28 protein-coding genes are annotated in these 26,559 nt (G+C 68.9%); 17 read left to right on the top strand and 11 right to left on the bottom strand.

Annotated features, from left to right (window positions below; all coding sequences use genetic code 11):
• Positions 1-78: 78 nt before the first annotated feature.
• Genes ACFOPI_RS04030 through ACFOPI_RS04000 form a run of 7 tightly spaced genes read left to right on the top strand, consistent with a single transcriptional unit; the run spans position 79 to position 7,023 of the window.
• The gene (locus ACFOPI_RS04030) at positions 79-693 is read left to right on the top strand and encodes a CDP-alcohol phosphatidyltransferase family protein (RefSeq protein WP_382171148.1); all 615 of its coding nucleotides are present in this window, start codon (positions 79-81) and stop codon (positions 691-693) included.
• 9 nt (positions 694-702) lie between these two features.
• On the top strand, positions 703-2,865 hold the full coding sequence (locus tag ACFOPI_RS04025; protein ID WP_382171145.1) for an FAD-dependent oxidoreductase: 2,163 nt from the start codon (positions 703-705) through the stop codon (positions 2,863-2,865).
• A complete protein-coding gene (locus tag ACFOPI_RS04020; protein ID WP_382171142.1) occupies positions 2,862-3,632 on the top strand; it encodes a DUF3047 domain-containing protein in 771 nt (256 codons plus the stop codon). Before ACFOPI_RS04025 ends, ACFOPI_RS04020 begins: the two co-directional genes overlap by 4 nt.
• Positions 3,629-4,207, top strand: coding sequence for a GNAT family N-acetyltransferase (locus ACFOPI_RS04015; protein WP_382171139.1), 579 nt, complete (start codon positions 3,629-3,631; stop codon positions 4,205-4,207). Before ACFOPI_RS04020 ends, ACFOPI_RS04015 begins: the two co-directional genes overlap by 4 nt.
• A 33-nt stretch (positions 4,208-4,240) precedes the next feature.
• A complete protein-coding gene (locus tag ACFOPI_RS04010) occupies positions 4,241-5,410 on the top strand; it encodes an FAD-dependent oxidoreductase (protein WP_382171136.1) in 1,170 nt (389 codons plus the stop codon).
• Complete coding sequence (chrA, locus tag ACFOPI_RS04005; RefSeq protein ID WP_382171134.1) at positions 5,407-6,612, top strand: chromate efflux transporter; 1,206 nt, start codon at positions 5,407-5,409, stop codon at positions 6,610-6,612. The genes ACFOPI_RS04010 and chrA overlap by 4 nt, the downstream gene beginning before the upstream one ends.
• Before the next feature lie 18 nt (positions 6,613-6,630).
• The gene (locus ACFOPI_RS04000) at positions 6,631-7,023 is read left to right on the top strand and encodes a VOC family protein (protein WP_382171131.1); all 393 of its coding nucleotides are present in this window, start codon (positions 6,631-6,633) and stop codon (positions 7,021-7,023) included.
• A 6-nt stretch (positions 7,024-7,029) separates the two neighbouring features.
• Here ACFOPI_RS04000 and ACFOPI_RS03995 read toward each other — a convergent pair whose 3' ends face one another.
• Positions 7,030-7,407 carry a COG4315 family predicted lipoprotein gene (locus tag ACFOPI_RS03995; protein WP_382171129.1) on the bottom strand — a complete coding sequence of 126 codons (378 nt, stop codon included), beginning with the start codon at positions 7,405-7,407 and terminating at the stop codon, positions 7,030-7,032.
• A gap of 153 nt (positions 7,408-7,560) precedes the next feature.
• Here ACFOPI_RS03995 and ACFOPI_RS03990 point away from each other — a divergent pair, with 153 nt between their 5' ends.
• Together ACFOPI_RS03990 and ACFOPI_RS03985 are read left to right on the top strand one after the other, a co-directional pair.
• The gene (locus ACFOPI_RS03990; protein WP_382171127.1) at positions 7,561-7,893 is read left to right on the top strand and encodes a hypothetical protein; all 333 of its coding nucleotides are present in this window, start codon (positions 7,561-7,563) and stop codon (positions 7,891-7,893) included.
• A gap of 140 nt (positions 7,894-8,033) precedes the next feature.
• On the top strand, positions 8,034-10,442 hold the full coding sequence (locus ACFOPI_RS03985; RefSeq protein WP_382171124.1) for an MHYT domain-containing protein: 2,409 nt from the start codon (positions 8,034-8,036) through the stop codon (positions 10,440-10,442).
• 20 nt (positions 10,443-10,462) lie between these two features.
• On the opposite strand, the gene ACFOPI_RS03980 is transcribed toward ACFOPI_RS03985, so the two are convergent.
• From ACFOPI_RS03980 to senB, 4 genes are read right to left on the bottom strand one after another with little or no spacing between them, the layout of a single operon-like run.
• A complete protein-coding gene (locus ACFOPI_RS03980) occupies positions 10,463-11,158 on the bottom strand; it encodes a haloacid dehalogenase type II (RefSeq protein ID WP_382171121.1) in 696 nt (231 codons plus the stop codon).
• Positions 11,155-11,562, bottom strand: coding sequence for a polyhydroxyalkanoate granule-associated phasin (locus ACFOPI_RS03975; protein WP_382171118.1), 408 nt, complete (start codon positions 11,560-11,562; stop codon positions 11,155-11,157). The genes ACFOPI_RS03980 and ACFOPI_RS03975 overlap by 4 nt, the downstream gene beginning before the upstream one ends.
• Positions 11,563-11,589: 27 nt before the next feature.
• Positions 11,590-12,657, bottom strand: a complete 1,068-nt coding sequence (selD, locus tag ACFOPI_RS03970) for a selenide, water dikinase SelD (RefSeq protein WP_382171115.1) — start codon at positions 12,655-12,657, stop codon at positions 11,590-11,592.
• Between the two features lie 38 nt (positions 12,658-12,695).
• Positions 12,696-13,691 carry a selenoneine biosynthesis selenosugar synthase SenB gene (gene senB, locus ACFOPI_RS03965; RefSeq protein ID WP_382171112.1) on the bottom strand — a complete coding sequence of 332 codons (996 nt, stop codon included), beginning with the start codon at positions 13,689-13,691 and terminating at the stop codon, positions 12,696-12,698.
• A gap of 25 nt (positions 13,692-13,716) precedes the next feature.
• On the opposite strand from senB, the gene senA reads away from it, so the two are divergent.
• Positions 13,717-14,928, top strand: a complete 1,212-nt coding sequence (gene senA / locus ACFOPI_RS03960) for a selenoneine synthase SenA (RefSeq protein ID WP_382171109.1) — start codon at positions 13,717-13,719, stop codon at positions 14,926-14,928.
• A 13-nt stretch (positions 14,929-14,941) separates the two neighbouring features.
• Here the strand turns inward: senA and egtD are convergent, their stop codons facing one another.
• On the bottom strand, positions 14,942-15,928 hold the full coding sequence (egtD, locus tag ACFOPI_RS03955; protein ID WP_382171107.1) for an L-histidine N(alpha)-methyltransferase: 987 nt from the start codon (positions 15,926-15,928) through the stop codon (positions 14,942-14,944).
• 90 nt (positions 15,929-16,018) lie between these two features.
• On the opposite strand from egtD, the gene ACFOPI_RS03950 reads away from it, so the two are divergent.
• From ACFOPI_RS03950 to egtB, 5 genes are read left to right on the top strand one after another with little or no spacing between them, the layout of a single operon-like run.
• Entirely contained in the window at positions 16,019-16,891 is an 873-nt protein-coding gene (locus ACFOPI_RS03950; RefSeq protein ID WP_382171104.1) for a putative selenate ABC transporter substrate-binding protein, read from the top strand.
• Between the two features lie 18 nt (positions 16,892-16,909).
• Positions 16,910-17,743 carry a phosphonate ABC transporter ATP-binding protein gene (locus ACFOPI_RS03945; RefSeq protein ID WP_382171101.1) on the top strand — a complete coding sequence of 278 codons (834 nt, stop codon included), beginning with the start codon at positions 16,910-16,912 and terminating at the stop codon, positions 17,741-17,743.
• A 4-nt stretch (positions 17,744-17,747) separates the two neighbouring features.
• On the top strand, positions 17,748-18,590 hold the full coding sequence (locus ACFOPI_RS03940; RefSeq protein ID WP_382171099.1) for a PhnE/PtxC family ABC transporter permease: 843 nt from the start codon (positions 17,748-17,750) through the stop codon (positions 18,588-18,590).
• Entirely contained in the window at positions 18,587-19,414 is an 828-nt protein-coding gene (phnE, locus tag ACFOPI_RS03935) for a phosphonate ABC transporter, permease protein PhnE (RefSeq protein ID WP_382171096.1), read from the top strand. The genes ACFOPI_RS03940 and phnE overlap by 4 nt, the downstream gene beginning before the upstream one ends.
• Positions 19,415-19,418: 4 nt before the next feature.
• A complete protein-coding gene (gene egtB / locus ACFOPI_RS03930; protein ID WP_382171093.1) occupies positions 19,419-20,720 on the top strand; it encodes an ergothioneine biosynthesis protein EgtB in 1,302 nt (433 codons plus the stop codon).
• Positions 20,721-20,776: 56 nt separating this feature from the next.
• Here the strand turns inward: egtB and ACFOPI_RS03925 are convergent, their stop codons facing one another.
• Positions 20,777-21,496, bottom strand: coding sequence for an SDR family oxidoreductase (locus ACFOPI_RS03925; RefSeq protein ID WP_382171090.1), 720 nt, complete (start codon positions 21,494-21,496; stop codon positions 20,777-20,779).
• 71 nt (positions 21,497-21,567) lie between these two features.
• On the opposite strand from ACFOPI_RS03925, the gene ACFOPI_RS03920 reads away from it, so the two are divergent.
• Complete coding sequence (locus ACFOPI_RS03920; protein WP_382171087.1) at positions 21,568-22,206, top strand: TetR/AcrR family transcriptional regulator; 639 nt, start codon at positions 21,568-21,570, stop codon at positions 22,204-22,206.
• A 13-nt stretch (positions 22,207-22,219) separates the two neighbouring features.
• On the opposite strand, the gene ACFOPI_RS03915 is transcribed toward ACFOPI_RS03920, so the two are convergent.
• A complete protein-coding gene (locus ACFOPI_RS03915; RefSeq protein ID WP_382171085.1) occupies positions 22,220-22,651 on the bottom strand; it encodes an Rrf2 family transcriptional regulator in 432 nt (143 codons plus the stop codon).
• A gap of 88 nt (positions 22,652-22,739) precedes the next feature.
• Here ACFOPI_RS03915 and ACFOPI_RS03910 point away from each other — a divergent pair, with 88 nt between their 5' ends.
• Positions 22,740-23,390, top strand: a complete 651-nt coding sequence (locus tag ACFOPI_RS03910; RefSeq protein WP_382171082.1) for a class I SAM-dependent methyltransferase — start codon at positions 22,740-22,742, stop codon at positions 23,388-23,390.
• 43 nt (positions 23,391-23,433) lie between these two features.
• Here ACFOPI_RS03910 and ACFOPI_RS03905 read toward each other — a convergent pair whose 3' ends face one another.
• Genes ACFOPI_RS03905 through ACFOPI_RS03895 form a run of 3 tightly spaced genes read right to left on the bottom strand, consistent with a single transcriptional unit; the run spans position 23,434 to position 26,509 of the window.
• Positions 23,434-24,606, bottom strand: coding sequence for a PQQ-dependent sugar dehydrogenase (locus ACFOPI_RS03905; protein ID WP_382171079.1), 1,173 nt, complete (start codon positions 24,604-24,606; stop codon positions 23,434-23,436).
• A complete protein-coding gene (locus ACFOPI_RS03900; RefSeq protein ID WP_382171076.1) occupies positions 24,603-25,208 on the bottom strand; it encodes an NnrU family protein in 606 nt (201 codons plus the stop codon). Before ACFOPI_RS03900 ends, ACFOPI_RS03905 begins: the two co-directional genes overlap by 4 nt.
• Positions 25,196-26,509 carry a protein kinase domain-containing protein gene (locus tag ACFOPI_RS03895; protein ID WP_382171073.1) on the bottom strand — a complete coding sequence of 438 codons (1,314 nt, stop codon included), beginning with the start codon at positions 26,507-26,509 and terminating at the stop codon, positions 25,196-25,198. The genes ACFOPI_RS03900 and ACFOPI_RS03895 overlap by 13 nt, the downstream gene beginning before the upstream one ends.
• Positions 26,510-26,559 lie beyond the last annotated feature (50 nt).

The raw sequence follows: 26,559 nt of genomic DNA, 5'->3' as shown, positions 1-26,559 counted from the left end.
CCGCGCAACCCCCGCCGCTCTGGAGACCCTGCTTGGCAACGCCGTCCTCCCCTCCTGTGCACACCCTGTGCCACCAACATGCTGGATAAGGCGATCCAGCAGGCCCTGCGACCGGCCATGCGCCGCGCCGGCGCCATCCTCGCGCGGTTGGGTGTGGGGGCCGATGCGGTCACGCTGTCCGGCTTCGTCACTGGCATGGCTGCCGCGCTGGCCATCGGTCTGCGGCAGTTCGTGGCGGGCCTGGTGCTGCTGCTGCTCTCGCGCCTGCTCGACGGACTGGACGGTGCGGTGGCGCGAGCCTCCACCCCCACCGACCGCGGCGGCTTCCTGGACATCACACTGGACTTCCTGTTCTACGCCACGATCCCGCTGGGCTTCGCATTCGCCGACCCAGCGGCCAACGCCCTGCCCGCCGCCGTGCTGCTGGCCAGCTTCATCGGCACTGGCAGCAGCTTCCTGGCCTTCGCCGCGCTGGCCGAGAAGCGCGGCCTCACCGACACCGCACTGCCCGGCAAGAGCTTCTACTTTCTGGGCGGCCTGACCGAAGCCACAGAGACCATCGCCGCCTTCGCCGCGATGTGCCTGTGGCCACAGTGGTTCGGCCCCATCGCCTACTGCTTCGCTGCGCTGTGCGCCATCACCACCGCGTTGCGCATCGGCTGGGGCTGGCAACGGCTGTGCGACGGCGCCTGAGGAGATCCCATGAACCTGCGCAAACTCCTGCTCCTGCTGGCCGTGCTGATCGGCATCGTGGCCTTCTTCGCGTTCGACCTCGGCCGCTTCTTCAGTCTGGACTTTCTCAAGCAGAGCCAGACGCGCTTTGCCGAGCTGCGCGAGCAGCAGCCGCTGGCGCTGGCCGCCGGCTACTTCCTCATCTACGTGGCCGTCACCGCACTCTCGCTGCCGGGCGCCACCATCGTCACGCTGGCCGGCGGCGCCATCTTCGGCCTGGGCTGGGGCCTGCTGCTGGTGTCGTTCGCGTCCAGCATCGGTGCGACGCTGGCCTTCCTCACCGCGCGCTTCCTGCTGCGCGACAGCGTGCAGAGCCGCTTCGGCCAGCGTCTGGCCGAGGTGGACAAGGGCATCCAGAAGGACGGCGCGTTCTACCTGTTCACCCTGCGGCTGATCCCGGTCGTACCCTTCTTCGTCATCAACCTGTTGATGGGCCTGACGAAGATGAAGGCCTGGACCTTTTATTGGGTCAGCCAGCTGGGCATGCTGGCCGGCACGGCGGTGTACGTGAACGCGGGCACGCAGCTGGGCCAGCTCGAATCGCTCAAGGGCATCGTCAGCCCCGGCCTGCTGGGCAGCTTCGTGCTGCTGGGGCTGTTCCCGCTGATCGCACGCAAGATCGTCGAGGCGGTGCAGAAGCGCAAGGTGTATGCGAAGTGGGCCGGTGTGCGCCCCAAGGCCTTCGACCGCAACCTGATCGTGATCGGCGCGGGGGCGGGCGGTCTGGTCTCGGCCTACATCGCCGCCGCGGTCAAGGCCAAGGTCACGCTGGTCGAGGCGCACAAGATGGGCGGCGACTGCCTGAACTACGGCTGCGTGCCGAGCAAGGCCCTGATCAAGAGCGCCAAGCTGGCGCACCAGATGCGCCACGCCTCGACCTACGGCCTGAGCGATGCCACGCCCACGTTCAGTTTCAAGGCCGTGATGCAGCGCATCCACGATGTCATCAAAGCCATCGAGCCCCACGACAGCGTGGAGCGTTACACCGGCCTGGGTGTGGAGGTGCTGCAGGGCTACGCAAAGCTGGTGAATCCGTGGACCGTGGAGATCGCGCTGAACGGCGGGGGCACCCAGCGACTCACCGCACGCAGCATCGTCATCGCCGCCGGCGCCCGGCCCTTCGTGCCCCCGCTGCCGGGGCTCGATGAGGTCGGCTACGTCACCAGCGACACGCTGTGGGACGAATTCGCGAAGCTCGACGAGATCCCGAAGCGCCTGGTGGTGCTGGGCGGCGGCCCGATCGGCTGCGAGCTGGCACAAAGCTTTGCCCGGCTGGGCGCGCAAGTCACCCAGGTGGAGATGGCGCCGCGCATCATGATCCGCGAGGACGAGGAAGTCTCCGCGCTCGCCAAGGCCTCGCTGGAGGCCGATGACGTGGCCGTGCTGACCGGCCACAAGGCGCTGCGCTGCGAGCTCGTGAACGGCGAGAAGACGCTGGTGGTCGAACACGGCGGCGCCGAAAAACGCATCGTGTTCGACCAGCTGCTGTGCGCCGTCGGCCGTGTGGCGCGGCTCACGGGATACGGCCTGGAAGAGCTGGGCATACCGACGAACCGCACGGTCGAGACCAACGAATACCTGCAGACGATTTACCCGAACATCTATGCCGCCGGCGACGTGGCCGGGCCATTCCAGTTCACCCACACGGCCGCGCACCAGGCCTGGTACGCCGCGGTGAACGCCCTGTTTGGCGACTTCAAGAAGTTCAAGGCCGACTACAGCGTCATCCCCTGGGCCACCTTCATTGACCCCGAGGTCGCGCGCGTGGGCCTGAACGAGCAGGACGCGAAAGAAAAGAAGATCGCCTACGAAGTCACGAAGTACGGCATCGACGACCTCGACCGCGCCATCGCAGACAGCGAGGCACACGGCTTTGTCAAGGTGCTCACCGTGCCAGGCAAGGACACCATCCTGGGCGTGACCATCGTGGGCACGCACGCCGGCGACCTGCTGGCCGAGTACGTGCTGGCCATGAAACACGGCCTGGGCCTGAACAAGATCCTGGGCACCATCCACACCTACCCCACGCTGGCCGAGGCCAACAAATACGCGGCGGGCGAATGGAAGCGCGCCCACCAGCCGCACCGGCTGCTGGCCTGGGTGAAGAAGTACCACGACTGGAAGCGCACATGAACACCTTGGCCACAGCCTCACTCATCACGGTACTGACGGGCGCGCTGGCGGGTGTGCAGGCCCAGACCCTGCCGCCGCTGACACAGCCCGACGGCGCGCTGCACTCCGGCTGGCGCTACGTCGGTTTCCCGAAACAGAAGGCCCAGATCCCACCCACGCTCATCGAGGCTGGCCAGGTCGATGGCCAACCCGCGGTGAAGGTGGTCACCGCCTCGTCCTACGGCAGCCTGGTGCACGACCTCAAGGACGCGCCGCCCGCGCGCCTGCAGTGGCGCTGGCGGTTGGACCAGCCGCTCTCGGGCGGCACGGCCACACCCGACCTCACCACCAAGGCCGGCGACGACGCGGCCCTCAAGGTCTGCGCCATGTTCGATCACCCGCTGGAACGCGTGCCCTTCGTCGAACGCACCGTGCTGCGCATCGCGCGCAGCGTCAGTGGCGAAGCCCTGCCCGCTGCCACCATCTGCTACGTGTGGGACAGCGGCCACGCCGCCGGCCTGCAAGGCGCCAACCCCTACTCCCGGCGCGTGCGCTACATCAGCCTGCGCGGCAGCGAAGCGCCGACAGGTCAGTGGGTGGCCGAGAGCCGAGATCTAGCGCAGGACTTCATCACCCTCTTCGGCGACGAACTGCCCCGGGGCGCGCAGACGCCACGTAGCGAGCTGCCCAAGGTTGCCACCGTGCTGATCGGCGCCGACAGCGACAACACCGCCAGCCGCAGCAGTGGCTGGGTGGCCGAGCTGCGCACCAGTCCCCCGTCGCCATGACGCCCCTGCACCCGCGCGGCTGCTGTACCGAGCGCCTGGACCTGCGCCCTGTGACGCCGTCGGACCGCCACCACCTGGTGGCGCTGGAAGCCGACCCCGAAGTCATGCGCTTTCTCAATGGCGGCCAGTCTGTGCCCGAGGCCGGCTGCCCGGACGCAGATTTCCTCACGCCGCGCGGCGCCGAGCCGGAGGTGCTGGCGGCCCACGAACGCAGCACGGGCCGCTTCATCGGATGGTTCGCCCTGTTCGATGACGGACGGGTGGACGGTCTGCGCACCGCCGAGGTCGGGTACCGGCTGCACCGGTGGGCCTGGGGCCAGGGCTTCGCCACCGAGGGCGTTGCTGCCCTGGTAGCCCAGGCATTCGAAGCGCCCGGGTTTGACCGCGTCCGCGCCCAGACCATGGCAGCCAACATCGGCTCGCGCCGCGTGCTGGAAAAAGCCGGGTTCCGCCATGTCGACACCGTATTCCCAGCCCATTTGAGACAGTCACCCGGCGGCGAAGCAGGCGAGGTGGTGTACGAACTACGGCGCCACCCAGGCCATGGCAACAGCGGGTGCATCGCCACGCACTGAGCGCGTCAGACACAACCCGTAACATTGGGGCCCATGCACCACGGAATCAAGAAGCTGCTGCTGCTCGGCGGCGGACACGCCCATGTCCATGTCCTGTCGCGGCTGGCGCAGCAGCGGCCGGCCGATCTGGACATCACGGTCGTCACGCCCTACCCGTACCAGACCTACAGCGGTATGGTGCCGGGCCTGGTGGCTGGCCACTACAGCGAGACCGACTGCCAGATTCCACTGGAGCCGCTGATCCGCGCCGCGGGTGCCAAGTGGGTGCGGGCGCGCTGCAGCGGGATCGACACGGCGGGCCGACGAGCGCGCCTGAGCCCCGCCGGCAAGAGTCGCTCGCAGGACGAGATCCTGCCGCCCGACCTGCCCTACCACCTGCTGTCCATCGACACCGGCCCGGTGATCGACCGCCAGCGCATCGAAGAACAGATGCCCGGCGCGGCGGACAACGCGCTGATTGTGCGGCCGATCGAGGTCTTTGCCTCGCTCTGGCCCCAGGTGCTGGAGCAGGCGCAGGCACGCGCGCTGTCGGTGGCGGTGATCGGCGCGGGCGCCGGCGGACTGGAGCTGCTGTTGGCTGCCGAGCAGTGCCTGCGCACGCGCGGCGCAGCCGGCGCCCGCTTCACCCTCATCACGGGTGGTGTGGAACCCTTGGCCAGCTACCCCGTCGGCGTGCAGGCGCGCGTGCTGCGCCGGCTCAAGCGGCTGAACATCACCGTGCTGCGCGACAGCTGCGTCGGCCTGGCGCCAGGCGTGGTGAAGCTGGGCAGCGGCTCCGAACTGGCCTGCGACGTGCCCATCCTCGCCATCGGCTCCCACGCGCCGCCCTGGCTGCAGGGCAGTGGCCTGGCGCTCAACGAATCGGGGCATGTGCTGGTCAATCAGTTCCAGCAGAGCACCAGCCACCCCGAAGTGTTCGCCGCGGGCGACGTGTGTGCCCGCGCCGACCGGCCGCACCCCCGCAACGGTGTCTATGCGGTGCGCGCAGGCCCGCCGCTGGCGGACAACCTGCTCGCGGCCCACGAAGGCCAGCCGCTCAAGCCCCACCACCCGCCGACCCACACGCTGAGCCTGATCTCGTGCGGGGCCGGTCACGCCATTGCAAGCTGGGGGCCTCTGCACGCCGAAGGTGGCTGGGCGTGGCGCTGGAAGGACCACATCGACCGCGCCTTCATGGGGAAGTACACCCTGCCGACCGCATGAACACCGCATCCGACCGCAGCGCCTGGCAGGTCTTCCTGGTGTTCTTGCGGCTCGGCCTCACCAGCTTCGGTGGCCCGGTGGCGCACCTGGGCTATTTCCGCACCGAGTTCGTCGAGCACCGCCGCTGGCTCAGCGAATCCGCCTACGCCGACCTGGTCGCGCTGTGCCAGTTCCTGCCCGGCCCGGCCAGCAGCCAGGTGGGCCTGGCACTGGGCCTCTCGCGCGCCGGCTATTCGGGCGCCTTCGCCGCCTGGGCCGGCTTCACCCTGCCCTCGGCCCTGGCCCTGATCGCGCTCGCCCTGGGCGTGGCGCAGGCCGGCGACGCGCTGGGCAGCGGCGCGGGCGCGGGCCTGCTGCACGGCCTGAAGGTGGTGGCGGTCGCCGTGGTGGCACAGGCCGTCTGGGGCATGGCGCGCAGCCTCTGCCCGGACGCGCCGCGCCGTGCACTCATGCTGGGCGCCGCGGCGGTCCTCATCGCCTGGCCTGGCACGGTCATGCAACTGCTGGTCATCGCCGCCGCCGCCGCCATCGGCCTGGCGGCGATGCGTCCGCCATCCGACACCGCCCACGAGCCCTTGAACATACCGGTCGGCCGGCGCGCCGGCTCGCTGTGGCTGCTGCTGTTCGCCGTGCTGCTGGTGGGCCTGCCGCTGCTGGCCGCGGCCGTGCCCTCGCAGGCCCTGGCCGTGGTCGACGCCTTCTACCGCGCCGGCGCCCTGGTGTTCGGCGGCGGCCACGTCGTGCTGCCGCTGCTGCAGGCCAGCGTGGTGCCCACCGGCTGGGTCGGCAACGACGCTTTCCTCGCCGGCTACGGTGCGGCCCAGGCCGTGCCCGGCCCGCTGTTCACCTTCGCGGCCTTCCTCGGCGCCAGCATGCAGAGCGCCCCCACCGGCTGGGCCGGCGGGCTGCTGGCGCTGGCGGCCATCTTTGCGCCGGCCTTCCTGCTGGTGGTGGGTGCGCTGCCGTTCTGGGAACGCCTGCGCGCCCAGCCCCGCGTGCGCGCCGCCCTCATGGGCATCAACGCCGGTGTGGTCGGCCTGCTGCTGGCGGCGCTGTGGAACCCGGTCATCACCAGCGGCATCCGCGGCGTGGCCGACGCGCTGCTGGCGGTGGTGGCGTTGCTGGCGCTGATGAAGTGGAAGTGGCCGCCGTGGGTGGTGGTGGCGGGGTGTGCCACCATCGGGTGGGCCATGGCGGCCTGATCACGCGAAGGACACGAAATGAAGCTCGGCTACACCATCACCTACGTCCTCGACGTCACGGCCTCGCTGGCGTTCTGCGAACAGGCCTTCGGGCTGAAGCGCCGCTTTCTGCACGAGAGCGGCGCCTACGGTGAGCTCGACACCGGCGAGACCACGCTGGCCTTCGCCGCACACGAGCTGGGCGACATGAACTTCCCAGGCGGCCATGTGCGTGCCGACACCTCGGCCCAGCCGCTGGGTTTCGAGATCGCGCTGGTCACGGACGATGTGCCCGCCGCGCATGCGCGGGCCGTTGAAGCCGGCGCGCGCGAGATGGCGGCGCCGTCACAGAAGCCCTGGGGCCAGGTGGTGTCCTATGTGCGCTGCCCGGACGGCCTTCTGGTGGAGCTGTGCACGCCGGTCGGCGGGTGATCGGCCTCAGGGCTTGACGAGGTGCCAGATGCCGCGGAAGCCGTCGCCCTTGTGGTCACCCGGCTGCTTGTCGTTGGCCGAGTGGTACAGCGGCCTGCCCTTGTGGGCCCACTGCAGGATACCGTCGTCGCGGGTCATCAGGGTGAAGTCGCCCGAGGCCTGGGTGCCCTCCTTGGCGAGCATCGGTGGCCAGGTGATGGTGCAGGGTCCGGTGCACAGGACCTTGCCTGGGGCGGTCAGCTCGTTGTCCCACACATAGAGACTCATGCCTTTTTCGTCGGTGAGGATGCCGTTGGTGGTCTTGGGCTGGGCCGCCGCGACTGTGGCGCAGGCCAGCAGGCCCAGGACAACCAGGGCTTTGAGCGAGGTGTGCAGGTGATTCATGGTGCTGTCTCCGGGTGGGTGGGATGAATTCACTGTAGGCCTCTGCCCAGGGGAAGACTTGACCCGCATCAAGCACCTGCGTCACACGCGCGCTGGCACGGCTCTTGTATGGTTCGGATGCCGCCGCCCGGCGGCCCACCCAGGGAGTCCACCATGTCGCAGCGGCAGCAAGTCAACGTCCCGATCACCTGGCAGCTGGCGCCCACCAGCCTGACCCAGCCCATCCTGCCCAACTGGCAGTTTCACCTGTTCAACGTCAACCTCGGCACCTCGTCCAACCCCTCGGTGGAACAGGCGGCGTTGGAACGGGTGGGCAGCTACGGCCGCCAGATCGGCCACCTTGCAGAGGCGCTGGAGCTGGTTGTACGGCGCTTGAAACTGCTGGAGAGCAAGGACCTGACGCCCGAAGAGAAGGACGTGATCCAGGTCTTCCTGGGCGACGTGTCCACCATCCGGCAGATCAAGGCGTCGCTGTCGGATATCTGAGCCACGGCGGCGCGCGGACAGGCACCCAGGGACGGGGCTTCCGTTCTTGAAGCCCTTCCACACGTCGGTCGGGCTCAAGTTGCGGCCGAGTTGAGCCGATTCAGGAGAAACGCGTTCTGCGCTTCACTGGATTGCCTTGCATGCTTGATCGGTTCTTTCTGCTTGAGGACGTTGCTCCCACCGAACTCCTGACCGGTACATACGAATACGGGCTGGTCGCACTGTCGGTTGCGATGGCCATCCTTTCGTCTGCGCTGGCTTACCACCTGGTCGCCTTTGCAAACGCTTCGCGTGAACGGCTCAACCGCATAGTGGGCATCGGCACCAGCGGCGTGATCATGGGCACGGGCGTCTGGATGATGCATTTCATCGGGATGATGTCGTTCCAGCTCTGTGTCCAGGTGAGCTACGACCCGACCATCACCGCCCTGTCGCTCCTGCCGGCCCTTGCCGCCTCCTGGCTGGCGCTCAGTCGCACGTCCGAACAGGACTCCGCGCTGCGCATGGTCATCAACGGGACACTGATCGGCGCTGGCATCGGCCTGATGCACTACGGCGGCATGGCGGCCATGGTCATGACACCCAGCCTGCGCTACGACCCTGCCCTGTTCCTGGTTTCGCTCATTGTGGCCGTTGGACTGGCCATTGCATCCCTTTTCGTTCGCAGAGCGCTGCACGCCCGGCTCCGGAAGCGGCTGTGGCTTTCGAACGCAGGTGGTGGTGCCGTGCTGGGACTGGCCATCTCCGGCATGCACTACATGGCGATTCTCGCCACCCGCTTCATCGGCCAGGAGGAGCCGGGAAGCGAAGTGCTTCAGAGCTCGACCAGCCTGGTGGTCGTGCTGATCATGTCCAAGGTGCTGGTTGGGCTGGTGCTCTTTGTGGTGGTCATCAACATGCTGTTGCGCTACCGCGACCTGTACCTTCGGTCCAAGGCCCTGGCCGAAATGGAAGGCAGGCTGCGCGAGCAGGCCGACGCAGGCAAGGTCATCGCCGAGGAGGCCAAGGACAAGGCGGAACTGCTGGCCAACATGCGGTCGGAGTTTCTTTCCAGCATGAGCCACGAGATCCGGACACCGATGCACGGCATCATGGGCCTCATCGGTGAAATCCAGCGACAGCCCCTCTCGCCCAAGGTGCGAGAACTCGCAGAACTGCTCGATGGTGTCACGCGCAACATGCTGCACCTGCTCAACGACATCTTGGACTATTCCAAGCTGGAAGTCGGGCAGTTCCAGCTGCAACCCAGGCGCCACCAGATGGCCACCGAGGTGCAAGGTGTGACCGCCAGCTTTGAGGCCACGGCACGGCACAAGGGCCTGACACTGATCACGGAAGTGCCTGCGGACCTGCCGGTGACACTGGATCCTGTTCGCGTGAACCAGATCATCAACAACCTTGTCGGCAACGCCATCAAGTTCACTGAACGCGGATTCGTCAAGCTCAGCGTGGACGAGACACACAACACCCAGGGTGCACGTTGCGTCCGCATTCAGGTCGAAGACAGCGGCGTGGGCATTCGTCCGGAGGTCCGTGACAAGATTTTCGACAAGTACTACCAGGTGGTCGACAGCTCGATCAACTACGTCAGCGGCACGGGTCTGGGTCTTTCGATCTGCAAGCAGCTGACCACGCTCATGGGCGGCTCCATCAGCGTGGCAAGCGAGCTGGGGCGGGGCACGACATTCACCGTCGAGATTCCCTGCGACGCCGTTGCGGCCGATGCGGTCGCAACGGTCGAAGCGGCGCCGCAAGCCGTCACAGCGCCAGTAGCCCAAACATCAGCACTCAGGGTGCTGGCGGCCGACGACAACAGCATCAACCGCGAGCTGCTCAAAGCCTATTTCCAGGACACAGGCCACACCCTCGTCACCGTCGAAGACGGACGGCAGGCGGTGGACGCAGCAAAAAAGAGCACCTTCGACGTGGTGCTGATGGACATCGGCATGCCTGTCCTCAACGGGCCAGCCGCCATGGACGAAATCCGTCGGATCAGCAACGCATGGGCCCAGCGCCCCTTCATCGCGCTGACCGCCAATGCAAGGAAGGAAGACAAGCAGGACTACCTCGCGAAGGGATTTGCGGGCTATGTGTCGAAGCCCTTCACACGCGAGGAGTTGATGACAGAAATCGGACGGGTGGCCAACGCGGAGACGCAGCACGCCGCTCTGCAGGAACCGGCTGTCGCGGAGGAGCTCGACGAAGGCAGCAACGAACTGGAAGTGCTGATGGACAACTTCGCCGCCTTCAGTCCGGCCGACCTGAAGACCTTCATCGTCAGCGCCGCGGCCCAGTTGCATCTCAACCTGTCGATCATCCGCGACCGTCTGCATGCCAACGACGTAGAAGGCCTGGAGGAGCCACTCCATTGCATCGCCGGAAGCGCACCCGCCATTGGCTGCGTTAGGTTGGGCCAGATCACCCGTCAAGCCATGGACCACATCCGCACAGGCGGATCGAAGGCACAGATCCTGCAACTTGCACAGAGCAGCCTGGCCATGGGTGAGGGGTCGGTGCAGTGGCTGCACCGACTGGCCCGGGGAATGTGAGGCCCTTCAACCCGCCGGGGTCAGCAGCCCAGCTGGTCGGCCAGATGCAGCAGGTCGCGCGCGTGCCAGGTGTTGTCCGGCTGGGGTGACACGTCCTTGACGTGGGCGGCGCCGAACTCCAGCGGACGTTCGATGTACGCCGTCTGCAGGCCGCAGGTGCGGGCCGCGGCGAGGTCGTCGTGGTGGGCGGCGACCATCATCACCTCGCCTGGTTTGGCGTCGAACACCCCGGCCGCACCCAGGTAGACGCGCGGGTCGGGCTTGTAGGCCTGGAACACCTCGGCGCTGAGCACGCAGTCCCAGGGCAGGCCGGCGTTCTTGGCCATGTCGGCGAGCAGGCCCAGGTTGCCGTTGGAGAGGCTGCAGATCGTGAAGTGCGACTTGAGCCGTGTGAGCCCGGCCACGCTGTCGGGCCACGCGGACAGGCGGTGCCAGATGCGGTTGAGGTCGGCCCTTTCGGCGTCGCCCAGGTGGTCCAGGCCAAAACGCGGCAGCAGGCCGTCGAGGATCTCGCGGTGCAGCACGTCCAGCTTCACGAAGCCGCGCCCGCCCGAGCGCACCGCCTCCATCGCCGGCTGGTAGCCCGCGCGCCAGGCGAGCGCGAAGGCGTCGGCGTCGACCTGCGGGAAGCGCTGACTCACCTCGCGCACGATGGAGCCGTGCCAATCGACGACAGTGCCGAAGATGTCGAAGACGAGGATGCGGGGTGGTGTCATCGCTTCGCCTTCGACAGGCGTTTGGCGTTGGACACCGCCTTGCGGTGCACCGGCGTCAGGCCTTTTTCCGCGATGGAAACCGCTGCCGACTGCATGCGCCGCGCCGCGGTCAGGGAAGCGGCCTGCTTGCGCGGCCAGGGCGTGAGCCCCACGGTCCAGAGCGAGGACCAGATCTGCTGCTGCAGCCGCAGGGACTCGGTGGCCATGGCCATCCACGACTGTACGAAGGCCTGCTGCTTCTCGGCCACCATCCCGACAAACTCCCTCTGGTCGCGGCGGGACGGGTTCGCGCCGGCCGTGGCCATGCGGCCCACGCGGTGGGCCACCACCTGCGGCGCGGCCATGGCGGTTTCCATGGTCTTGCGACCGAGGGTGGCGGCGGTCTTGAGGGTTCGTCGGGTCATGGTGGTCCTTTCTGGAGGGCGGGGTATTCAGTCCACCTGCAGCCGCACACCGCCGGGCTGCGCCGACACGATCTCGCCGACCTCAGCCGCGGCTTCGAAGCCGTGTCGCCGGAACACCGCCAGCACCTCGGCCACCGTCTCGGCCGAGCAGGCGACCAGCAAGCCGCCGCTGGTCTGGGGGTCGGTCAGCAGCGCCTTGTCCTGCGGCGTCAGCGCGTCGGCCAGTCGCACCTCGGCACCGTACGCCGCCCAATTGCGGCCGCTGGCGCCGGTGACCATGCCCTGCGCCGCCAAGTCGCGCACGCCGCCGATCAGGGGCACGCGGGCCATGTCGAGCTTCACAGTCGTGTCCGAGCCGCGCGCCATTTCCAGCGCGTGGCCGGCCAGGCCGAAGCCGGTCACGTCGGTCAGCGCGTGCACGCCGTCGACGGCCGCAAGGTCCGGGCCGGGGGTGTTCAGCTTGGTGGTGTGAGCGATCATCTGCGAGTAGCCCTCGGCGCTCAGCGCGTCCTTCTTGAGCGCGGCCGAGAGCACGCCCACGCCCAGCGGCTTGCCCAGCACCAGGCGATCACCAACCTTCGCGTCGGCGTTGCGCTTGACGCGTTTCGGGTGCACCAGGCCGAGCGCGACCAGGCCGTAGATGGGCTCGACCGAGTCGATGGTGTGGCCACCAGCGATCGGGATGCCGGCCGCGGTGCAGACGGCGCGACCGCCTTCGAGGATCTTGCCGATGGTGTCGGTGGAGAGCACGCTGATCGGCATGCCCACCAGGGCCAGCGCCATGATGGGCGTTCCGCCCATGGCGTAGACGTCGCTGATGGCGTTGGTGGCGGCGATGCGGCCGAAGTCGAACGGGTCGTCGACGATGGGCATGAAGAAGTCGGTGGTGGCGATCAGAGCCTGCTCGTCATTGAGCTGGTAGACGGCGGCATCGTCCGCGGTCTCGATGCCGACCAGCAGTTCTTTGGGGACAGGCATGGCGCTGGTGCCCTTGAGAATTTCGCTGAGCACGCCGGGGGCGATCTTGCAGCCGCAGCCGCCGCCGTGCGAAAGGCTGGTCAGGCGAGGCTGAGTGGGCGTGGACGGGGCGTTCATTCGGGTCTCCGTGAATTGGGACAAATCGGTCGGTCGGGTCAGGGTATCGGGTCTTGCCGCGGCCCGGCCAGTGCGCGCAGCAGGGCAGCACGCTCGGTCGTGGGTTCGAACAGCGGCGCTCTGGCAGAACATTGTGCTTGCAGGGCGGCCAGGGCGCCGCCGTCACCGGCGATGTCCCTGCGGCATTCACGCAGCCGCGCCACCAGCGCCGCCGCATCGCCGACCGGAAAGTAGCCGCCGTAGTCGGGACCCAGCATGCCCAGGTTGCCGTCCATGTGCGAGGCCAGCACCGGCGTGCCGCTGAGCACGGCCTCCATGATGACGTGGGCACCGCCTTCCATGCGGCTGGGGTGGACCAGCAGGTGGGCGCGCTGGATGCGGCGGCGCGTGGCCTCGTGCGGCTGGCTGCCGAGCCAGCGGTAGTGCGGACAGGCCGCGGCGGTGGCGCGCGCCAGTTCGCCCAGCGCGGGGTCGAGGGCATTGCCGATGTGGTCGATCAGGATGCCCTCGTCGGGCGACAGCAGGCGCGCGGCCTCGAACACGGTCTCTGGCGATTTTTCTTCGCGCAGGTGCCCCACCACCACCACCCGCAGATGCTCACGCGTCTTGTCCAGGGTCTGGCGCCGCGTGCTCGACTGGAACACCACATGGCATTTGGCGCGGTGGGCCTCGGGCAGGGCCAGGGGCGCCCGCTCCTGCAGCACGATCAGGCGGTGTGCGAGCGCCAGCGAGCGCTGCGCGCTGGCGTCGGTCCGGATGTCGCGGTAGAGGTCGGTGCCGGTGAGCGCGAGCACCAGCGGTTTGTCCGGATGGGCCTGCGCCCAGGCCGCGACGCTGGCGGCAGAGCGGCGAGCGTGCAACGCCAGCAGCAGGTCGGTACCGTCGTCGGCGGTGCGGGCATCGGGCCAGGACTTCACCACCCGAACCTCATAATGGCCCGCGAGCCAACGCGCCCAGCGGTGCGCGGTCTGCCAGTTGCCGTTGTTGGCGTCGGCCAGCGCTGGCGTCACGAGACACAGGGAGGGTTTTGTCATGGCGGAACCACAGAGCTCAGCGATTGTGTCCGAAGCAGAAACCGTGCGTTGCGGCGGCAAGGACGTGCTGGCGCAGGCGCTGCAGGACGCGCGCGAACGCAGCCAAGCGCTCTTCGAGGCCTATCGGGCCGCGCTGGGCCCGGACCTGCGCGTACCCTGCACACCCGAACTCAACCCGCCCCTCTGGGAGCTGGGCCACATCGGCTGGTTCGCCGACTGGTGGCTGGCGCGGAACCCGCAGCGCGACCGTGGCGCAGCGGCCGACGCGAGAGTGCCCAGACCGCCCGCTCGCCAGGCCGTCCGAGGCGTCGACGCCGACGCGCTCTACAACTCCAGCGAGGTGCCGCACGACCGGCGCTGGCAACTGCCGCTGTTGGATGCCGATGCGGTGCGCGCCGACCTCGCAGCCAGCCTGACCGACACGCTCGCGCTGCTGGACGAGGCGCCCGAGGACGACGACGGGCTCTACTTCTTCCGGCTCGCGCTGTTCCACGAAGACATGCACGCCGAGGCCGCGGTCTACATGGCGCAGACGCTGGGCTTTGATCCCGGGGTCCGGCTGCCGAAGGCTGGCCGCGACGAGCACCAGACCCGCGCCTTGCCTGTTGCAGCCACCACTTGGAACCTGGGCCGCAGCGGCCCGGGCTTCGCCTTCGACAACGAGCTCGGCGCGCACCCGGTGCCCGTCGGTGCTTTCGAAATCGACGCGCAGCCGGTGAGCTGGGCGCAGTTCCTCCCCTTTGTCGAAAGCGGGTCGTACGCGCAGCGCCGCTTCTGGAGCGCACCGGGCTGGATCTGGCGCCTCTCGGGCGAACGGCAGGCACCGCGCCACCTGCGGCGGACACCGCAGGGCTGGGAGCAGCGGCGCTTCGGCCAATGGGAACGGCTGGACCTGAGCGCCCCGGCCAGCCATCTCAGCGCTTTCGAAGCGCAGGCCTGGTGCGCCTGGGCCGAACGGCGGTTGCCGACCGAGGCCGAATGGGAGGTGGCGGCGCAGCAGCCCGGCTTCCGATGGGGCGAGGTCTGGGAATGGACCGCCAGCCCCTTCAAGCCCTTTCCGGGCTTCACGCCCCATCCCTATCTCGACTACTCGCGCCCCTGGTTCGACGGCCGGCCCGTGCTCAAGGGCGCCAGCGCCTTCACCGTGCCGCGCATGCGCCACCCCCAGTACCGCAACTACTTCCCGCCCGAGCGCAACGACATCCTGGCCGGGTTCCGTTCGGTCGCGCGGGCGTGAGCCCGAGCGGCGGTCAGAGTGCTGGTGCCCAGAACACGCTGAACCAGCCGCGCTCGTCCGTCCAGTGCGTGGCGGCGCCGAAGCCTGCCTCGCGCAGCAACGTCTCGAATGCCCCGGGCGTCCATTTGTACGAGTTCTCGGTGTGCAGGCGCTCGCCGTCAGCAAAATGGCGCTCGCCGCCGGGCCAGCGCACGGTCTGCGCGCCGTCCGAGGCCAGGTGCATCTCGATGCGCGAGGCGGCCTCGTCGTAGAAGGCCACATGGCGCCAGCGCGCGGGCGCAAAGTCGCTGCCCAGCAGGGTGTTGACGTTCAGCAGCAGGTTGCGGTTGAACGCCGCCGTGACGCCCAGCGCATCGTCGTAGGCCGGTTCGAGCACGGCCTTGTCCTTCACCCGGTCCACGCCGATGAGAATGCCGCCGCCCGGCCCACCGGCCGCGCACAGCGCATGCGCCTGGCGCAGCAGGGCCAGCGATTCGCCGGGATTGAAGTTGCCGATGCTGGAGCCGGGGTAGAACACGCAGCGCGGCGCCGACGCCAGGTCGTGCCGCTCCAGCCAGTCGGCCGCGGCCGGTGGCAGCGCGAGCCGCGCCGAGAAATCCATGCCCAGACCCAGCATGGGCACCTGGCGGTGCCGCTGCTGCAGCTCGCCAACAGCGTCCTGCAGGTAGTCGACCGAAATGTCCACCGCCACATAGGCCCCCGGCCGCAGCACCGGAAACAGGCGCGCGGCCTTGGCGCAGTTGCCCGCCCCCAGGTCGATCAGCACCGCGCGCGGGGGCACCCGCTGCGCCATGGCACCACCGTGGGCCGCAAAGATGGCCGCCTCGGTGCGCGTCGGGTAGTACTCGGCCAGCTCGGTGATGGCGTCGAACAGGCGCGAGCCCAGCGCGTCGTAGAGGAACTTGGGCGCCGCGCGCGGCGGCTCTGCCAGCAGGCCCGCGGCCAGCTCGGCGCGCAGGGCCGCGTCGTTGCTCTGGTGGATCTGCACGAACTCGGGCATGGCCCGCTTTATAAACCGCCCCCGCTGCGGTGCAAACCCTCTGGCGCCGGGTTCTAATACCTCCCCCTATCCCCCTTTACCGGATACCCCATGAACCGCAACACCTCCCGCACCCGCCGCGCACTCTTGACCTGCGCGCTGCTCGCCACCACCGCCCTCGCACCGCTCGCCCACGCACAGCAGACCGTGTTCCGCGTCACCGCGATTCCCGACGAGTCGCCCACCGAACTGGCGCGCAAGGCCGCGCCGCTGATGAAGTACCTCGAAGCCAAGCTGGGCATGAAGGTCGAGTTCACACCCGTGACCGACTACGCCGCATCCGTGGAGGCGCTGGTGAACAAGAAGGTCGACCTGGCCTGGTTCGGCGGCTTCACCTTCGTGCAAGCCAATGTGCGCTCCGGCGGCAAGGTGATCCCGCTGGTGCAGCGCGAGGAAGACGAGAAGTTCAAGTCGGTCTTCATCACCAGCGACCCTGCCATCAAGGCGCTGGCCGACCTCAAGGGCAAGGACGTGTCCTTCGGCTCACAAAGCTCCACCAGCGGCCACCTGATGCCGCGCAGCTTCCTTCTGCAGACCGGCCTGAACCCCGAGAAGGACTTCAAACGCGTGGCCTTCAGCGGCGCGCACGACGCCACCATTGCCGCCGTGGCCTCGGGCAAGGTGCAGGCCGGTGCGCTGAACATCTCGGTGTGGGACAAGTTCGTGGCCGAGAAGAAGGTCGACACCGAGAAGGTCAAGGTCTTCTACACCACCCCGCCCTACTTTGACTACAACTGGACGGTGCACGCCGACATGCCCGCCGCCACGCGCCAGAAACTGGCCGACGCCTTCCTGTCGCTCTCCAAGGCCACGCCAGAAGGCAAGGAGATCCTGGAGCTGCAGCGTGCCACCAAGTTCGTGCCGACCAAGGCCGAGAACTACAAGGGCATCGAAGCCGCCGCGCGCAGCGCCGAACTGCTCTGACCGGGCGGGGCTGAACGCTTGAAAGTCGCCCTGCAAGCCGCCACGGCGCGGCACCCGGCCGCCCGCCCCGGCACCACGCCCGCCCTGCGCGGGCTGGAGCTGCAGGTGGCCGCCGGCGAGCAGGTGGCCGTGATCGGCCCCAGCGGCGCGGGCAAGACCACGCTGCTGCAACTGCTGGCCTGCGCGCTGCCACCCAGCACCGGCGTGCTGCAGCTGGACGGGCAGTCGCCCTGGCACCTGCCACGCGCCGAGCTGCAGCGCCTGCGCGGCCGCCTGTTCCTGGCGCCGCAGGTGCCGCCGCTGCCGCCGCGCCAGCGCGTGGTCACCGCCGTGCTGGCGGGCCGCCTGCCGGCCATGGGCACCTGGCAAAGCCTGCGCTCGCTGTTCTACCCGGTGGACATTCCCGCCGCGTTCGAGGCGCTGGACCGCTTCGACCTGGCCGACAAGCTGTTCGAGCGCGTGGACCGGCTCTCGGGTGGCGAGCGCCAGCGCGTGGGCCTGGCGCGCGCCCTGCTCGCGCCGGCCACGCTCTGGCTCATCGATGAACCGCTGTCGGCGCTGGACCCGACCCGCGCCCGCCAGGCCATCGACACGCTGCTGTCGGCCGCGCGCGAGCGCGGCGCCACCCTGGTGGCCACGCTGCACCAGGTGGACGTGGCGCTGGCGCATTTCCCGCGCATCGTCGGCCTGCGCGATGGCACCATCGCCTTCGATCTGCCGGCCGCCCAAGTGGGCCGCGAGCGCTTGGCCGCGCTGTATGCGCAGCACGAGCACGAGCTGAACGGCCCGGCGCCGTCGCTGGAAGACGTCACGCCCGTAGCACCACCACCCGTGGTCATGCACTGCCGCTGACACCATGACCACCGCCGCCCTGCCCACCCACACCGCGCCCACCCGCGACCCGGCCTGGCTGCCACGGCTGTTCTGGACCGGCGCGGGTCTGGTGCTGCTCTGGCCGCTGCTGGTGGCCACCGAGTTCAAACCCTGGGTGATGTTCGAGGAACAGAGCCTGCGTGTGAGCGGCCAGTTCATCGCCAGCTTCTGGCCGCTGGCGCATTCGGGCGAGTTCCTCGCCATGGTGCTGACGGAAACCTGGCGCACCGTGGCCATGGCCACCGCGGGCGTGACGCTGGCGCTGCTGATCGCGGTGCCGCTGGCCTTGCTGTCGACGCGGGTGCTGTCGGTCTCGGCGCTGTCGGGCCGCATGGCGCGCGGGCCGTTCTGGCTGCGCCAGCTGGCGCGCTGGGCGCTGATCGTGCTGCGCAGCATCCCGGAACTGGTGTGGGCGCTGGTGTTCGTGCGCGTGGTCGGGCTCGGTCCCACGGCCGGCGTACTGGCGATCGCGCTCACCTACGGCGGCATGCTTGGCAAGGTCTACGGCGAGATCCTCGAAAGCGGCGAAACCCACGCCACCGAAACCCTGCTGCGCAACGGAGCGGGGCGCCTCCAGGCCTTCTTCTACGGCCTGCTGCCCTCCAGCGCGGCCGAACTCACCAGCTACACCGTCTACCGCTGGGAATGCGCCATCCGTTCCTCGGTCATCCTCGGCTTCGTCGGCGCGGGTGGCCTGGGCCAGCAGATGGACAACTCGATGAAGATGTTCAACGGCGGCGAGGTGGCGACCATGCTGCTGGTGTTCATGGCCCTGGTCGCGCTCGCAGACCGCGCCAGCGCCTGGCTGCGGAAGGTGCTCGGATGAAGCAGCCCCGCGCCGCCAACGAGGTCTACCGGCTGCCGCCGCCGCTGTTCGACGCGCGCTGCAAGGCCTGCTGGTTCACCGTCGGCCTGCTGGTGCTGGTGGTGGCCAGTTTCTGGTCGCTGGACCTGCAGTGGGCACAGTTCTTCTCGGCCGAGGCGGCGGCGAGCATGGGCCGTTTCTTGGGCGAGTTCTTTCCGCCCGACACCTCGCCCGCCTTCCTGCACAAGGTCGCGGTGGCGGCCTGGGAGACGCTGGCCATGTCGGCCGTGGGCACGCTGCTGGCCGCCATCGCCGGGCTGGCGCTGGCCCTGCCCGCAGCACGGCTGCACGCGGGCGACGCGGCAATGGCCCGCGCCCCCACCCGCCTGCTGCTCAACGCCCTGCGCAGCGTGCCTGAACTGGTCTGGGCCGCGCTACTGCTGATTTCCGCCGGCCTTGGGCCGCTGGCCGGCACGCTGGCGCTGGCGCTGCACACCTCGGGCGTGCTGGGCCGACTGTTCGCCGAGGCGGTGGAGAACGCGCCGCCCGGTCCGGCCGAGGCGCTGCGCGCCCAGGGCGTGGGCCACGGCCGCGTGTTCCTCTACGCCACCCTACCGCAGGTGCTGCCGCAGCTGATGAGCTACACGCTCTACCGCTGGGAGAACAACATACGCGCCGCAGCCGTGCTGGGCGTGGTGGGTGCCGGCGGCCTGGGCCAGCTGCTGGCCTTCCACATGGGCCTGTTCCACATGCCCAAGACCGCCACCGTGCTAGGCGCCATGCTGCTGCTGGTGGCCCTCGTCGACGCCGCCAGCCTGGGCGCGCGGCGCTGGATGACGCGTTGATCCCATGAACACACCCGCACCGCCGCCCACCCAGCTGTCGGCGCTGCAGCGCCGCTTTCACGCCGTGCGCGACCAGACCCTGGCGCTGGCCACGCCGCTGTCCGAGGCCGACTGCCAGGTGCAGTCCATGCCCGATGCCAGCCCCACCAAGTGGCACCTGGCGCACACCACCTGGTTCTTCGAGACCTTCGTCCTCGAGCGCGCCGAGCCCGGCTTCCAGCCCTTCGACCCGGCCTACCGCGTGCTGTACAACAGCTACTACCAGGGCGTGGGCGACCAGCACCCACGCCCCCAGCGCGGCCTCATCACGCGGCCGGGCATGGCCGAGGTGCGCGCCTACCGTGCACAGGTCGATGCTCGCATCGCCCGGCTATTCGCGCAGGGCCTGGCACCCGAGCTGGTCACGCTGGTCGAGCTGGGTCTGCAACACGAACAACAGCACCAGGAGCTGCTGCTCACCGACATCAAGCACCTGCTCGCCTGCAACCCCACCGACCCGGTCTACCACCCGCCACGGCCACAGGCCCCGGCGGCACTGCACCCGCTGCGCTGGTGCGCGTTCGAGGAAGGCGTCGGCGAGATCGGCCACAGCGGCGAGGGCTTCGCCTTCGACAACGAAAGCCCGCGCCACCCTGTGCTGCTGCGCCCCTTTGCGCTCGCGGATCGGCTGGTGGCGCAGGGCGAGTGGCGGGCCTTCATGGACGATGGCGGCTACAGCGACCCGCGCTGGTGGATGGCCGCCGGCTGGGACTGGCTGCGCGCCCAGCGCATCGCGGCGCCGCTGTACTGGCAACAGAGCGAGGAAGCGGGCAGCTGGACCGCCTTCACCCTGCACGGTCGCGTGCCCATCGACCCGCACGCGCCCGTGGTCCACATCAGCTGGTTCGAAGCGGATGCCTACGCGCGCTGGTGCGCCGCGCAGCAGGGCGAGCCGATCCGGCTGCCCACCGAGGCCGAGTGGGAACACGCCGCACAGACACTCGGCCCCGAGCTGCAGGCCCGCGGCAACTTCATGGACAGCGGCGCCCTGCACCCGCTGCCCCTGGCCCATGGCCAGCCCGGCCTGCAGCAGATGGGTGGCGACGTGTGGGAATGGACGGCCAGCGCCTACCTGCCCTACCCCGGCTATCGGCCCTGGGCCGGCGCCGTGGGCGAATACAACGGCAAGTTCATGATCAACCAGATGGTGTTGCGCGGCGGGTCGTGCGCCACGCCACGCGATCACATCCGCGCCAGCTACCGCAACTTCTTTCCCACCGAGGCGCGCTGGCAGTTCAGCGGGCTGCGGCTGGCCCAGGACCTCTGAGTCAGCGATCCGGAGCCGGTCCCTCACACAGCACAGGGCTCCGGCCGGGTCGGTCACTACCAGGGTGTGGTGCCCCCCGGCTCGACGAACACCCCGTTGTCTTCACCACCCAGGGCGTGCTGCACCGGCAGCTTCGCGCCTTCGGCCGGGGTCATGGTGCCGTAGCCGGTCAGATCGGTCTTGACGAAGCCCGGACTGACCGAGTTGACCACGATGGAGGTTCCTCGCAGCTCTTCCCGAAGCTGCACGGTCAGCATGTTCAGCGCCGCCTTCGAGGCGTTGTAGCCGATGTACTGCGCGGAGTAGTAGGTCGACGACGGATCGCCGTTGAGTGTGAGCGAGCCGAGCGAGCTCGACACGTTCACGACACGCGCCGCCGGGGCGTCCCGCAGCAGCGGCAGCATCGCCTGCGTCACCGCCAGGGCACCGAAGAAATTGGTCTCGAACACCTGGCGCACGGCGGTCATCGAGGCCTGGCCCGGCGGGCCATCGGTCGGGTCGAAGATACCGGCGTTGTTCACCAGGATGTCCAGCCTGCCGTGTTCGTTGCGAATGCTCAGGGCGGCGGCGGCGATGCTCGCCGCGTCGGTGACATCCAACCTCAGGACCTGAGCGGCCAATCCGTCACGGGCCAGATCAGCGACGGCGGCGCGGCCGCGGTCCTCGTCTCTGGCACCGATGAGAACGTGGACGCCGGCCTGTGCCAGCTGCCGGGCGATTTCGAGTCCGATGCCTTTGTTCGCACCGGTGACGAGTGCGATGCGTTGGGTGTTCATGCAGAAAGTCCTTTCAGAGAAAATGCAACGCCGGCACTATATGAACAATCATTCAGTTTGAGGATTCGCTTTTGGCTTCCACCGCTGCACGCTCGCTGAACCCAAGAAAGACGCCGCGCCAGGCCCGCTCGGCGTTCACGCTGGACGCGATTTTTGAGGCCACCATTCAGCTTTTGGTTGCGGACGGCATGCACCGCCTGACCACCACCAAGGTGGCCGAACGGGCGGGTGTGTCGGTCGGCACGATGTACCAGTACTTCCCGCACAAGGAGGCGCTGGTCTATGCGCTCAACGAGCGCTATCTGGAAGCCCTGGCTGCGCGGATCGAGACCACCTGCCAGGCCTGTCAAGGCCGCCCCATCGCCGAGATGGTGGAGGCGCTGATCGACACCTACTGGCGCGCGAAGATGGAGCGGGCGGATGTGACCCGTGCGCTCTACCGCTCCGTCGCCGAGCTCGACAACCAGGCGATGATCGATGCCTTCGCCAGCCGGGCGAACGCCGCCACCTCGGCCATGCTCGCCAGCGCGTCCGATGCGCGCTTCACCGACCTCAGGAACGTGAACCTGACGCTCGTCACCGTCGTGTTCGGCGCGGTGCGCAACGCCTTCGAGCGCAACCTGCGGCCCACCGAAGCGCGCAAGCTGCGCCGCCAGCTGGTGGTGATGTGCCGCGCCTACCTGGAGAGCGTGGCGCGACCCTCCGCATGAGGCCGCCCGCTGGTCAGCAGGGCTTGGCCGCCTTTGACAGTGCCTTCGGTGCGAGCTCGGCCAATGAGACTTCCGCAAAGCGCTGAACAAACAGGGCTTCGGCCTGGGCCATGCTGTCCGCCAGCACCGCATTGACGCGCTCCTGCACCTGACAACCCGGGTCACGCTCCCGGTTGCCGAAGGCAAACAGGGTGGGCCGTCCCAGGGCGACGTAGACGTCGAGCAGGGAGATCTCGTGCAGGGGCCTGGCCAGCAGCCACCCCCCGCCGTGGCCCTTCTCGGCGCTGACATGGCCCGCCGCCCGCAGGCCTGCCATGGTCCGCCGGAACACGGCGGGGTTGGTTCCCATGCTCCTGGCCAGCACCTCGGAGGTGATGGGTTCCTTCGCGTGCCCCAGGTGCAGCAGCACATGCAGCACGTCGGACAGGCGCGTGTCCTTGTTCATCCGTTTTTCCCGTCATGAAACATCAACTGATATTTGATCATGTACGATCAAGTGTCTTTTGATGATTCATGAAGAAGATCGCCTCCGCATGACCACCACCGCGAGCCACCCTTACCTGAGCGGACCACCCAAGCAGGTGCCGGGCTTCGCCAGCCTGCACCGGATGGTGGGACTGTTGCTCGCCGAGCAGGCGCCCCCGGATGCGCGCATCCTCGTGCTCGGAGCCGGCGGTGGCATGGAAATCGACGCGCTCGCCCGCGAACAGCCCGCCTGGCGCTTCGACGGCGTCGACCCATCAAGGGACATGCTGGCGCTCGCCGAACAGACCGTCCTACCGCACCAGGAACGGGTGGCCCTACACGAGGGCCGCATCGATGCCGCCCCGCCCGGTCCTTTCGACGGCGCGACATCGCTGCTCGTCTTCCACTTCATTCCGCACGCGCAGAAGCTGGCAACACTGCAGGCGGTGCGCCAGCGTCTCAAGGCCGGGGCCCCTTTCGTCGTGGCGCACATCAGCGCTCCGTCCGCCGAGCCCGAGCGCTCCCTCTGGCTGTCGCGGCACCTGGCCTTTGCCGGAACGCCGGCCACCAGCGCAGAGACCTCCCTGCAGGCGATGCAATCGCAACTGGCGATCCTGTCGCCGGAAGAGGACGAGGCGCTCCTGCGGGAGGCCGGGTTCCAGCGGGTCGCGCTGTTCTATGCGGGGTTGAGCTTCCGGGGTTGGGTGGGGTACGCGTAGGGCGCTGAGCACCGGCACCGGTGGCGCGCCCCGTCAAGCGCCCTCACTGCGGCTGCAGGCGCAGCAACTGGCCCCGGACGTGGTCGGTGAGCAGGTAGATGAGGCCGTCCGGCCCCTGGCGCACATCGCGCACCCGTTGGTTGAGGTCGGGCAGCAGCTTCTCTTCCTTCACCAGCTTCGTGCCGTTGAACTTCAGCCGCACCAGGTGACGGAACTTGAGCGAGCCCACCAGCATGCTGCCCTTCCAGTCCTTGCCGTAGCGCTCGCTGCTCACCCAGACCATGCCAGACGGCGCAATAGAGGGCACCCAGTAGTGCAGCGGCTGTTCCAGGCCGTCCTTGCTGGTCAGGCCCTCGCCGATGGCGCCGCCGCCGTAGTTCTCGCCGTAGGTGATGACAGGCCAGCCGTAGTTCTTGCCGGCCTCGGGGCGGTTGATCTCGTCGCCGCCCTGCGGGCCGTGTTCGCTGGTCCACAGCCGCCCGTCCGGCCCGATAGCCGCGCCCTGCAGGTTGCGATGGCCATAGCTCCAGATCTCGGGCAGCGCGCCGGGCTTGGTGGTGAACGGGTTGTCGGGCGGCGCGCTGCCGTCCTTGCGCAGGCGCACCACCTTGCCGTGGTGGTTGTCCAGGGTCTGCGCGTCGTCCATGCGCTGGAAGCGGTCGCCCAGCGTGAGGAACAGGGTGTGGTCCTTGGCCTCGGCGATGCGGCAGCCGAAGTGCACCCGGCTGGCGAACTTCGGCTTCTGGCTGAACACCACCTTCACGTCTTCCAGCTTCGTGGCGTCGTCCGACAGCCGTGCCGAGGCCAGCGCCGTGGAGTTGCCACCGGCACCGGGCTCGGAGAAGCAGAAGTAGATCGTGCGGTTGCGCTCGAACTGGCTGTCGGCCACCACGTCCAGCAGGCCGCCCTGACCGACCGCGTCGACCTTGGGCACACCGGCCAGCGGCGCACCGATGTGGCCGTCGGGCTCGACGATGCGCATGCGACCCGGCCGCTCGGTCACCAGCATGCGGCCATCACCGATGAAGGCCAGACCCCAGGGGTTCTGCAGTCCGTTGGCCACCACCTCGGCCTTAGGAGTGGCTGCAAACACCGGGCTGACAGCGAGCACCAGTGCACCCAGCCAGCAAGCACCGTGGAACCGGCTTCGCCGGGCCACAGGTGCTGTCCCCCCTTCCAGGGGGGAAGACGCGAAGCGGCGCAGGGGGGTCTTCATATTCCACCTCCGAACGGGCGAACACCAAACAGGGCAGCGTGAGCCCACATCACCGTCAAACCATAGAGCGCCAAGCCGCCCACCACCGCGATCAGGTCGTTGGCGCCGCTGGCGGGCAGCACGGGCACGGTGCGCAGCGTGCCGGCCTGGGCCCGGCGCTTGAGCGAGACGCGGTCGGCCGCGGCCCAGAGCAGGAAGCCACCGAACAGCATGATGTCGGCCAGGCTGCCACCGGTGACCGATTGCGCGAGCAGGTGGCCCAGCGCCCAAAGCTTGACGGCCAGCAGCATGGGGTGTTTGGTGGCGCGCTGGATGCGCCCGGGCAGGTAGGCCGCCAGCAGCAGCACGAACACCGGCAGCAGCACCAGCGCGGCCAGGTGGCGCATGCCGCCGGGCATGCTGTAAACCAGCACCGGGTTCTCGCGCGCCAGGCCGTAGCCCCAGACGATCAGCCCCAGCCCCACGGCCGCGGCCAGCGAGTACAGGCCCTTCCAGGCGCCCTCGCCCATCTGCGCCACCAGGCGGTCGCACCAGACGGGCGCCACGATGGACACCGAATGCACGCCCAGGAAGAGCAGCAAACCCAGGATCAGCACGAGCATGAAACCTCCTTGAAGAGTTGGCGGGACACATCGGCCATCGAGGGTCGGGCGCCGGGATGGGTGTCCAGGCAGGACGCGGCCAGGCCGGCCATCATGGCATGCAGCCTGTCGCCGGGTAGGACATCGAGACGATCTCCCAGTTCCTCCAGCAGGCAACCGAAGGAGCGCACCTCCAGCGCCTGCAGCGCGCGGGCCAGCGCAGGCTGGTCGGCCGGCAGCAGGGCGGCGGCGCCGAAGTCGCTGAGCATGGCGTCGCCGGTGGCCGGGTTCCACAGGATGTTGTGGGCATAGAGGTCGCCGTGCACCACGCCGTGCCCATGCAGGTGGGCCATCGCGTCGGCCATACCGCGCAGCAGGCGCAACGCAGGCCCGGGGGCCAGGCGCCAGCCGTCGGGGTAGACGTCGCGCGTGCAGCTGGACAGGCTGGGCGGCCCCGCCAACCGCACATGCCCGGGCGGGATCAGCGGCAGCAGCATGCCCTGCACGCCATCGGGATGGCCCCGCAACCAGGCCACCGGCGTGCACAGCGCGGGGTGCGCGCCCGCGGCACCACCGGCGGCCATTTCGTGCTCGGGCAGGCCATCGCTGGTGACCACACCCTTGAACAGCTTGAGCGCCAATGCGTCGGCCCGCCCGGCGACGTGGGCGCGCAGGGCCCGGCCCGAGGCGCCCTCGCCCAGGGGCTCGCCCAGCGTGAGGTCGCCCCAGTCCACCGCCGGCAGCTGCAGCGGCGGCACCGCCCAGCCCAGCGGGTTGCCGGCCAGCGCCAGCCAGGACAGGCGCGGCAGGCGCAGCAGCCAGTCGGGCAGGCGTTCGAAGCGGTTGGCCGAGATGCGCAGCAGTTCCAGCCGCTGCGCGCCGGCCAGCCCCTCGGGCAGGGCCTGCAGCCGGTTGCCGGCGAGCATGAGCTTCTGCAAACGCGGCCGCTCGCCCACCGCGTCGGGCAGGGTGTCGATGGCGTTGTCGGTGAGGATCAGCCAGCGCAGGGCGGGCGACAGCGCGGCGGCGGGCACCCGGGTGATGCGGCAGGCCTTGAAGCCCACCATCTCCAGCGCCGGGCAGTCGCCCAGCACCTCAGGCAGGATGGTGAAGGGGTTGTCCGAGGCAAAGACCACCTTCAGGCGCTGCAACCGCGGCAACCACGCGGGCAAGGTGGTCAGGCGGTTGCCGCTGAGGTTGAGCACTTCCAGCGAATCGGCCAGGCCGAGCACCTCGGGGGGCAGTTCGGTCAGGCCGCAGGAGAGGTCCAGGCGGGTGGCGCCGGCCAGGTCACCGCGCCGCAGTTGTTCGAGTGTGTGCATTAGGCACGGATTATGAAATCCGCACCCTCGACAAACGGAACCAAGCTCCT

Source organism: Hydrogenophaga luteola (assembly GCF_042648585.1).
GTDB classification, from domain to species: Bacteria; Pseudomonadota; Gammaproteobacteria; order Burkholderiales; family Burkholderiaceae_C; genus Hydrogenophaga; species Hydrogenophaga luteola.
The sequence above is the reverse complement of the archived record's forward strand: the minus strand, read 5'-3'. Positions and strand labels throughout refer to the sequence as shown.

Excerpts from the sequence above, each read along its gene's own strand:
- egtB (WP_382171093.1), top strand. The coding sequence starts at position 19,419 with ATGAACACACCCGCACCGCCGCCCACCCAGCTGTCGGCGCTGCAGCGC.
- ACFOPI_RS03905 (WP_382171079.1), bottom strand. The coding sequence starts at position 24,606 with ATGAAGACCCCCCTGCGCCGCTTCGCGTCTTCCCCCCTGGAAGGGGGG.
- ACFOPI_RS04010 (WP_382171136.1), top strand. The coding sequence starts at position 4,241 with ATGCACCACGGAATCAAGAAGCTGCTGCTGCTCGGCGGCGGACACGCC.
- ACFOPI_RS03900 (WP_382171076.1), bottom strand. The coding sequence starts at position 25,208 with ATGCTCGTGCTGATCCTGGGTTTGCTGCTCTTCCTGGGCGTGCATTCG.
- ACFOPI_RS03915 (WP_382171085.1), bottom strand. The coding sequence starts at position 22,651 with ATGAACAAGGACACGCGCCTGTCCGACGTGCTGCATGTGCTGCTGCAC.
- ACFOPI_RS03950 (WP_382171104.1), top strand. The coding sequence starts at position 16,019 with ATGAACCGCAACACCTCCCGCACCCGCCGCGCACTCTTGACCTGCGCG.
- ACFOPI_RS04000 (WP_382171131.1), top strand. The coding sequence starts at position 6,631 with ATGAAGCTCGGCTACACCATCACCTACGTCCTCGACGTCACGGCCTCG.
- ACFOPI_RS03895 (WP_382171073.1), bottom strand. The coding sequence starts at position 26,509 with ATGCACACACTCGAACAACTGCGGCGCGGTGACCTGGCCGGCGCCACC.
- senB (WP_382171112.1), bottom strand. The coding sequence starts at position 13,691 with ATGACAAAACCCTCCCTGTGTCTCGTGACGCCAGCGCTGGCCGACGCC.
- egtD (WP_382171107.1), bottom strand. The coding sequence starts at position 15,928 with ATGCCCGAGTTCGTGCAGATCCACCAGAGCAACGACGCGGCCCTGCGC.
- ACFOPI_RS03995 (WP_382171129.1), bottom strand. The coding sequence starts at position 7,407 with ATGAATCACCTGCACACCTCGCTCAAAGCCCTGGTTGTCCTGGGCCTG.
- chrA (WP_382171134.1), top strand. The coding sequence starts at position 5,407 with ATGAACACCGCATCCGACCGCAGCGCCTGGCAGGTCTTCCTGGTGTTC.
- ACFOPI_RS03975 (WP_382171118.1), bottom strand. The coding sequence starts at position 11,562 with ATGACCCGACGAACCCTCAAGACCGCCGCCACCCTCGGTCGCAAGACC.
- ACFOPI_RS04030 (WP_382171148.1), top strand. The coding sequence starts at position 79 with ATGCTGGATAAGGCGATCCAGCAGGCCCTGCGACCGGCCATGCGCCGC.
- ACFOPI_RS03925 (WP_382171090.1), bottom strand. The coding sequence starts at position 21,496 with ATGAACACCCAACGCATCGCACTCGTCACCGGTGCGAACAAAGGCATC.
- ACFOPI_RS03980 (WP_382171121.1), bottom strand. The coding sequence starts at position 11,158 with ATGACACCACCCCGCATCCTCGTCTTCGACATCTTCGGCACTGTCGTC.
- ACFOPI_RS04015 (WP_382171139.1), top strand. The coding sequence starts at position 3,629 with ATGACGCCCCTGCACCCGCGCGGCTGCTGTACCGAGCGCCTGGACCTG.
- ACFOPI_RS04020 (WP_382171142.1), top strand. The coding sequence starts at position 2,862 with ATGAACACCTTGGCCACAGCCTCACTCATCACGGTACTGACGGGCGCG.
- ACFOPI_RS03990 (WP_382171127.1), top strand. The coding sequence starts at position 7,561 with ATGTCGCAGCGGCAGCAAGTCAACGTCCCGATCACCTGGCAGCTGGCG.
- phnE (WP_382171096.1), top strand. The coding sequence starts at position 18,587 with ATGAAGCAGCCCCGCGCCGCCAACGAGGTCTACCGGCTGCCGCCGCCG.
- ACFOPI_RS03910 (WP_382171082.1), top strand. The coding sequence starts at position 22,740 with ATGACCACCACCGCGAGCCACCCTTACCTGAGCGGACCACCCAAGCAG.
- ACFOPI_RS03940 (WP_382171099.1), top strand. The coding sequence starts at position 17,748 with ATGACCACCGCCGCCCTGCCCACCCACACCGCGCCCACCCGCGACCCG.
- ACFOPI_RS04025 (WP_382171145.1), top strand. The coding sequence starts at position 703 with ATGAACCTGCGCAAACTCCTGCTCCTGCTGGCCGTGCTGATCGGCATC.
- selD (WP_382171115.1), bottom strand. The coding sequence starts at position 12,657 with ATGAACGCCCCGTCCACGCCCACTCAGCCTCGCCTGACCAGCCTTTCG.
- ACFOPI_RS03985 (WP_382171124.1), top strand. The coding sequence starts at position 8,034 with ATGCTTGATCGGTTCTTTCTGCTTGAGGACGTTGCTCCCACCGAACTC.